Here is an 8,096-nt window from a genome sequence, read left to right on the forward strand (position 1 = left end):
CGGGGCACCTCGATGCCGGTGAGGACCTTGATGGCGGTGCGTGTGGACTCGGGCATGTCGGGGTCCAACGGCATACGCGGTTCCACCTTCCGGGCCGCCGCTACGCGAGGCACGAAAGTAGCACCGGAGCAACCGCGCGGACCGACGGCCCGTTCCACGGTCCCGTGACCCCTTTCCGATGCGCCTCCGAGGAGTGTGCACAGGTCACGGGGTGGAATCGGGAGGCGTGTGGGTCTTTCGGAGCGCCTTTTCCTGGCCGGTATCCGGACCGCTTCCAGAACGGTTCCCCCGGAAATGGCCGGATATTTATTGAGTGTTCCCCTGCTGTCAGGGGGCTCTCCTCATGGGGGAGGGGGAGTGGCCGGGACCATTGCCGTGGAGGCGGTGCGCACCCGGAAGGAGCGTCGGGTGCGGCGGCCCGGTGTCAGCGGTTCGCGGAGCCGGGCGGGCGCTCGCCCCGCGGGCCGTCCGGCGCGGAGCCGTCCGTTCCCACGGCGTTCCCCTGGTGCGGTGCGGCGGGAGGTGCGGAGGACTCGGCCACCGGGGCGGACGTCGTCAGCGGTGAGGCGTCGGGGCCGTCGGTGCCCTGGCGGGTGCTCTCCCCGTCGGTGACGGCACTGTTCAGCTCGGCCTCGAAGAACGCCCCCAGGTCGAAGGCCGGGTCCGGTTCCCGGGTGGAGCCCTGGTCGGAACCGCGGTCCGAACCCTCCGGGGAGGCGGTCGGGTCGTCCTTGGGCCCGATGCCGAAGCGCTCGCCCAACTCCTTCCAGGCGGGCCGACCACTCGTCCGCTGCCCGGAGCCCGAGCCGGTGCCGTCCTGTCGGCCGTCCCGGCTCCCCGTGGCTCGCTCGCCCGGTTCGACGGCGCCGGGGTCCTCGGCACCGTCACCGGTCCGGTCCGGCGGCGCCGGGCCCTGGAGGGGTGCGTCCCCGCCGGTGTCCCCCGACGGGGCCGCCGACGCCCCCCGCCCCGTGGTGGCGGGCGAGGACGCGCTCTCGGTGGGCGGCCGGGGGGACGGCGACGAGTCGGCCAGACCCGCGCGCAGGTCGCGGAGCGCGTCGATCCACGTGCGCATCGCGCCGTCGAACTCGTCCAGGCTCTTCCGGTACGCCCTCTCCAGCGTGTCGTAGGCCTGCCGGGCGGCCCGGTCGCCGGGAGCGGCCACCACGGCGTCGGCCGCCTCGTCCAGAGGGGCGCGTGCGTCGAGGTAGCTCCTCTCCGCCTCGGCCAGCGCCTTCTGGGCGTCGCCGATCCGGTCGGTCAGCGGGGTGATCCGGTCGGCCGCGGAGGAGTCGACCATGCCCAGCCTGACCGCGTCGTCGTGGGAGATCCAGGCGGTCACCCTGGTGGTGTCCTCGCCCCGCTGCCAGCGGGACGGCCGCTCCTTCGGCGGGGCGTGCCCCGCCTCCTCGCCGAACACGCCGCGCACCTTGGCCGCCGTGTGCTTCCCGGCCGCCGAGGCCTTGTTCCCGACGTACTGCGCCGAGCGCTTGTACCAGGGGCCGCGCAGCTCCGACCTGGCACCGACGGCCCACGTGGTGTCGAACTCCACGAGGTAGCCGGGGCCTGTGCGGACGCGGTCCGAGTGGGAGGGCTCCTTGGCCGTGCCGGACCGGGCGGAGCCGCTCACCGCGGGGGAGGCGTCCGAGAGACCGGCCGATCCGATCATGACGCCCACCGGGGCCGGTCCGCTCCCACCGCGTCCGATGGGCTTGGCGTCCAGGCCGGCGGACGCCGTGCCCGTCCCGCTGGAGGAGGTGGAGAACGCCCTGCTCGTCTCCGAGGAGTCGGTCAGGAGCACGTGCGGGCTGTAGTCGAGGACACGCGCGGACCGGGGGTCGGGAAGCGCCTGGACGCTCCACCGGGTCCGTCCCATCCGGATCAGCTCCGTGCCACCGGGGTCCAGGGCCTTCGGGAAGAGCGATTTGAGGGCGTGCGGGTTGAGGCTGTGGTCGATGGCGTTGTTCCGGGCGTTGAGCCCGATCTTGTCCGCCACGTGCTCGCGTGCCCGCTCGACGGCCTCGGGGGTGTAGCGCCCGTCGCGGACCGCTCCGTCCGGAGGAGTCCAGCCGAGCGACCTGGCCACCACCACGTGCGCCGTGTCCCGGGGGTCCTGACCGCTCCGCGCGGCGGAGACCGGGAGCACCACGGCGTCCCGCACGTCGTTGCGTCCGCCGGGGTCCTTGCCCTGGGACCACGCGCGCAGCATCGCCTCCAGGGAGGGGTACGCCGTGTCGGAGGCGTTCTCCGGAGTCCCCGGCCCGCCGCGGTCGCCGCCGGTGCGCCGCGAGGAGTCGTCGGTACCGCTTCCGGAAGCCGGTAGCTCGATGGAGGAGGCCGGGTAGAGGGCCTGCACCCGGCCCCCGTCGCCCTCGCCCCGGAACGTGCGGAGGTCGTCCGCGCCCGGGTTCTCCGTCGCCATGGCGGCGGAGAACCCCTGGTGCTCGGAGATCCGCAGGTCGATGGTGAGTCGCGTGTCCATCGAGACCTTGGCGTAGGGGGTGCTCATCGACACCTGCACGGAGCGCTTGTCCGCGTCGTTGGTGACCGTCCCGTCGCTGCGGGAGTACGCCGCGGACTGGTTGCCGAACAGGCCCGTGAACAGGGGGCGGCTCGGCGGCTCTCCGCTCGACGGCTGGTCGCCCCCGGGCCGGGGCATGGGGGCCAGGACCACTCCTCCCGTGCCCGCCGTCACCCCGCTTCCCCGGTCCTGCTGCCCCGTGTTCCCGGCCTCCCAGCTCTGCTTCTGTTTGAACCGCGTCCTACCGCCGAGGTACTCGACCCGGGGGCCGCTCGTGTCGAGTCCGAGGTTCACGGTGGCGTCCAGGGACACCGGCGCGGTCGACGCGGTGTTCCCCTTGAGGACCGAGTGCCCGATCGGGCTGATCCTCACCGGCAGCGGGGTCCCGACGTTGGGGTGCAGACCCAGGTGGGAGGTGAGTACGTGCAGGATGTCGTCCCTGCTGTTCTTGGTCAGCTCCCACCCCGCGGCGCCCAGCTTGTCGGCGAGGTCCTGGAGCGCGTGCTCCGGGTCGGCCGGCCGCATCAGCTTGCCCGAGTCCTCCATGCCCTGGCGCACCCGTACCCGCTCGGGGCGGGCCGGCTCCGGCTGGGGCGTGCGGACCAGTCCGCCGCCGGTGTCCACGACGCGGTCCTCCACCAGGCCCGCACCGTGCGCGTCGCGGACGTGGACCAGCCCGTCGGCCAGGTCGCTCACTCGGGCCTCCCAGCCCCGGTAGCGGACCTTGTGGGGGAACGGCGGTCCGACGCGCCAGTTCCTGGCGAACTCGACGGCCTGCGTGATACCGCCCGAACCGGTGAACCGGTACGACCTCTGGATCTCGGGGTTGAACTCGATCGTCTCGGAGAACTTCTGCGAGGGCTTGTCGCTCGTGGACCAGTCGTAGAGGCTCCCGCCCACGGCGGGCCCCAGTTGCGGCTGCGGCGCCGAGGCGGAGTCGGGCGGGGCGGAGTGCCCGGCGTCCCCCTCGGTCGACTCCATCGGATTGGGGTTTCCCCGTCCGCCTCCGCCCGCCTGGGCGGTCAGGTCCTTCTTCCGCGCCGACGTGGCGGACACCTCCAGAGTGGTGTCGTCCCTCCACCCGACCGCGGCGTCGGACGGCTCGAAGCGGTCGATCGAGTCGATGTCGACGCGGGTCGCCGACGCGGTGCGCATGGAGTGGCCGGACCGCAGACCCCCGCTCTCGTCCGTGCGCGCGCGCACCCCGCTGGAGGAGTGCAGCGCGGGGTTGTTGCGCAGGTTCTGCGGGGAGAAGGTGTTCTCGTAGAAGTCCTTGCTGCCCTCGCCCCTGGTCAGGAAGTGGCGCAGCTTGTGCAGGTCGCGCTCGAACCGCAGGAGGTCGGGCCTGCTCCGGCCGCCGTCCCCGGTCTCCCAGGGCGGATGTTCGAGGAAGGTTCCGTAGAACGCCTCCACCAGGCTGTTCACCGTCTGGCCGTCGTCCGTGGTGAACCGGGTGTTGATGTTCTGGAAGGTGGCGCCGCCCATGTCACGGATGGCCGCGGCCCTGCGCTGCCCCCGTGTCGGCGCGGGGGTGTCCCGGCGTGCCGGGGGGTCGTCCCGGTCACGGCCGTCCCGGGCGGTGTCCGGCCGCATCGCCGTGTCGCCCCGGTCGCGCTCGGTGCGGCCCTCCCCGCCTTCCTCCCCGTGCTCGGTGCGGAGCCGCCGCGCCACCCTTCCGAGCGGCCCCGGCCGCTTGTTGACGCCCTCCGGGCGCGGTGACGTGTGGCCCTGGATCATCTCCCGGGCCCGGTCCTGGGGGATCGGTCTGATGACGGTGGCGTCCGTCGGCGTGCCGTCCGCCCCGTCGTCCCTCGCACCCGGTCCGGTGCCGGGGGTGTCCACCGTGGTCCGTACCCTGACCGGTCCGTCGAGCAGGTCGGTCCCGCGTTGGGACACCGGTCTGCCGCCCCTGGACATGCCGAGGTCGTCGTGTTCGTACAGCCTCGCGGAGATGCTGGCCGTGGACTCCCACGTGCTGGCCCCCTCGGGGTAGTTGACGATGTGCTCGCTTTTGACCTTGGTGCTCAGACCCCGCGACTCCGTCGTCGTCGTGGCCCACTGTGCGGAGGCCGAGCTGGTGCCCGCACTGGACGGATAGCCGTTCGCGTCGGCCACGTCGCTCCTGCGGGCGTACGCGCCGGTCGACGCCTTGAACGTGTCGCGTTCCTGTGTCCCGCGGCCGGTGCCGCGGTCGGAGGCGCCGCCGTACTCGACCGCGATCCCCCTCCCGGTGTCCCCCGTGTACCGCAGGGGGGAGAAGTCCGCCCTGACGCGCACGGTCACGAACGGAGGGCGCAGGACGTGCGTGCCCGTCGCCCTGTCCGACGACGGGCTGAACCTGCCCGTCTCGACCAGGTGGACGGGGATGCCGTCCGTCCCGAGGTCGTCGGTGCCGCTCCTGAACGCGGCCGCGGAGACCGCCTCGATGACCCTGTTGGTGTTGTGGACGGCGATGTCGTGGTCGCGCCGGAAGGGCCGGTGCTCGCGTACCGGCCGTGAGAAGTAGCCCGCGTCCTCGTTTCCGGGCCCGCGTGCGAACTTCTTCGGGTCGCGCGCCAGTTCGGGCAGGACGAGGCCGGGCCTCTTCCTGGCCAGGCCGTCCAGCACCTTCTGCGCGATGTCCTGGTAGACGGTGCGAGGCCGCCCGTCGTCCGCCTGGCGGTACATGCTCCCGTCGGGCCAGGTGAAATCCCGTACCACGGTCTCCCGGAAGCGAACGCGGCCGCGGACGTCACCGGCCCCGGCGCGCCTGTCGGCGACCGTGCCCTGGTCCCGGCCTCCGGTGACGTCCTCCCGCTCCCGGCCGGGCGGGCCGTCGCCGTGACGGTTCCGTCCGGAGCCCTCCCCGTCCCGTTCGCCTCCGGACGTCGGCCGGGGGGCCGGTGCCCGTTCCGGTGCCCGTTCCGGTGCCCGTTCCGGTGCCCGTTCCGGTGCCCGTTCCGGTGCCCGGGTGCCCGAGCCGCCGCCGGAGCCGTCCGTGCCCTCCGTGTCCGCCAGGGCGGTGGCGCTGATGGCCCACGCGTCGTCGTTGGTGAGGATCTCGACCGTGCCGCCGTCGAACACGTAGGTGTCCGGTTCCCCGTCGAAGTGCACGTAGTAGGTGCGCCTGACGTCGTAGGCCCCCGACCCGGCCTGGTCGTAGCTCATGCGGTTGGCACCGCCGGAGGTCCCGCGGGAACTTTCCTCGGTCGACCGGTGACGGCCTCCGCCCTCACCGGTGAGGATGTCGAACCGCGCCCGGTGGTTCGAGCCCGGCGGTCCGACGTCGAGGCCGGCGCCCAGGCCTCCGGAGCCGCCGACGGCCCCGTGCCGCTGGAGGGCGCTCGACGCCCCGCGCTCCGACTTGTCGGCCCGGAACCTGTTGCCCGCCGGGACGTTGTCGGGCTTGGCGTCGTAGGAGGTCGGCACGCTCTGGACACTCACCAGACGCGGCCTGCCCGAGGGGTCGGTCACGGGGACGAACACCGGGCCCGAGGTGGCCTTCGGCAGGATGTTGCGCAGGGAGTCGTCCGAGAACGCCTTCCCCGTCTGCTGCTGGAAGAAGTCCATCCGCCGCTGCCTGTTGCTCTCGACGAAGCCGGGCGTCAGCGCGTCGAGGGTCCGCCCCCACCACCTGCGCTCCTGGTCGGGCGACCACAGGTGGTCGGCGATCCAGTCGGGGAAGGCCTTGTCCGAGGAGCCGTCGCTCAGGCGGATGCCGCCCACGTGGACGGGGTGGCCGTTGGACACGCGAGGGTCGGGAAGCCCCCGGGGGGACCCGGCGTCCCCCCGCCCGGCGCCGGTCGCCAGGGGGTCGCGCAGGCGCATCGTCCCCGGCCCCTCGTGGGCGGTGACCTTGCCGGGGAGTACGAGGACGAGCCCGTTGGACGAGTCCGCGTGCCCCCGCACCACGGTCTCCCCCTCGGCGGCCTCGTGCACGGACCCGTCGGAGCGGTGGTCCTCCGTTCCGCCCCTGCCGTCGCGGTCGCCGTTCGGCCCGCGCGGGCCGCCGCCCCCGTCCTCGGCTCCGCTCCCCGTCGGCGGAGGCGTCCGCTCCACGGTGAAGTCCATGGCCAGGTCCGCGGCGTAGACCTCCGGCGCGCTCTTCTGCTCGTACCCGCTGGTGGTGTCGTAGGTGACGACCGTGCTCTCGCCGGTCTGGCGTTGGCGCGCCGAGCCGGTGAAGCTGAGGACCACGCGCGGACCGACGTCGCCCGCGCCCAGCGAGGCGACCACCATCGGGGAGAGGGTGAAGCCGGCGCCGAAGGCCTTGTTGCCGCCGTGCCCGCCGCCGCCCGCGGACGAGGCGGCCTGGCCCGCCTCGTCCAGCGCCTCCATCACGGGGGGCTCCGCGTCCCGGAGCGGACGTGTCGGCGCATGGTGGAAGCTCCCCTCGGGAAGGGCCAACCTGACCCGGCTCCTCCAGACGGAGCCGTCCTCGTCCCGGACCGTGGCGGTGAACCCGTCGTTTCCGAAGAACACCCCCATGTCCTCGCCCTGCTGGGCGGTGACCTGTTCGCGGATCCGGTCGCGCACGCTCGGGGGGAGGTCCCCGGCCTCGGCGGGCAGGGCCCTCTCCACGAACGCGTCGAGGTGCTGGGCCCGGATCATGCTGGCGTTCACCAGGGACGACGTCAGCAGGTACCCGATGTCGTACGGAGTGGTCCTGTCCGGCGACACCGATCCCGTGTAGTCGTGCTCCGGGGCGGGAGCGGGCTCCGCCTCCGCGTCCTCCCCGGCCCGGTCGCGCCCGTCCTCGGCGCCGTCCCGTTCCCGGTCGCCGCCGGAGGCCTCCTCGTCCCGGGCGCCCCGCGCGTCGCCGGTGCCGCTCTGGTCGGAGGACTCCTCCTCGTGGGTGGCGGTGTCGTCCTGGCCGGTGGAGCGCGTGTCCTCGCCGTTCCGGTCCCGTTCGCCGTCTCCGGACGAGGAACCCGCCTCCTCGGTGTCCGTGGTGTCGCCGGTGGGCTCCGGCCGCGGTGCGCCCTCCGTCTTCGGCTGTGCGGGACGGGTGTCCCCGCCGTTCTCCTTGTTGGCGTCGGCTCCGGGCGCCGGGGGCGCCTCCGGCACGGACCCGGTCCGCGGAGCGGCCTGCAGCGTCGGGGACCACGGGTCGTCGGTGCCCGTGCCCCGTGCGGTCGCGCGGTCGTCGCGCCCGCCGTGCCGGTCCCGGACGTCCTCCGTGCTGCCTGCGGTCTCGCTGGCGGGGGAGACCTGTCCGCCTGCGGCGTCGGAAACGGTGCCCTCCGTGCCCTCGGGGGCGCGGGCGCCGGAGGTGTCGTCGGACGGAGCGCGTGTGTCGGTGCCGCGCTGGGGTGACCGTGCGCCGCCGTCCCTCTCGGGGGAGGGGGAGCGCTGTCCTCTTTCGGTCACGGGCGCGGTCTCCGGCCGCGGCGCCGGTGACGGGGCCGCTTCCGTTGCGGGGACGGCGGTGGTGATCTCGTTGAGGAAGTAGACGGTCAGTGGTGGGTCGTTCGGGCCTGGTGGTGTTGTTCCGGGGAGGAGGGGGTGGTTTCCGGGGGTGAGTGTGGGGTGTTTGGGGTCGGGTGGGCCGAGGGGGTTGAACGGGTCTTTCTGGGCCCAGGGGGGTTTGAGGGGG

General features: G+C 73.7%; 1 protein-coding gene. It reads right to left on the bottom strand.

Annotated elements, in window-relative coordinates:
- Window positions 1-424 precede the first annotated feature (424 nt).
- Window positions 425-7,870: a hypothetical protein gene (locus FYX01_RS25835; protein WP_150246462.1), complete on the bottom strand. Its 7,446-nt coding sequence runs from the start codon at window positions 7,868-7,870 to the stop codon at window positions 425-427.
- Window positions 7,871-8,096 lie beyond the last annotated feature (226 nt).

The sequence above is a fragment of the Nocardiopsis quinghaiensis genome (genome assembly GCF_008638365.1).
Classification (GTDB): Bacteria; Actinomycetota; Actinomycetes; order Streptosporangiales; family Streptosporangiaceae; genus Nocardiopsis; species Nocardiopsis quinghaiensis.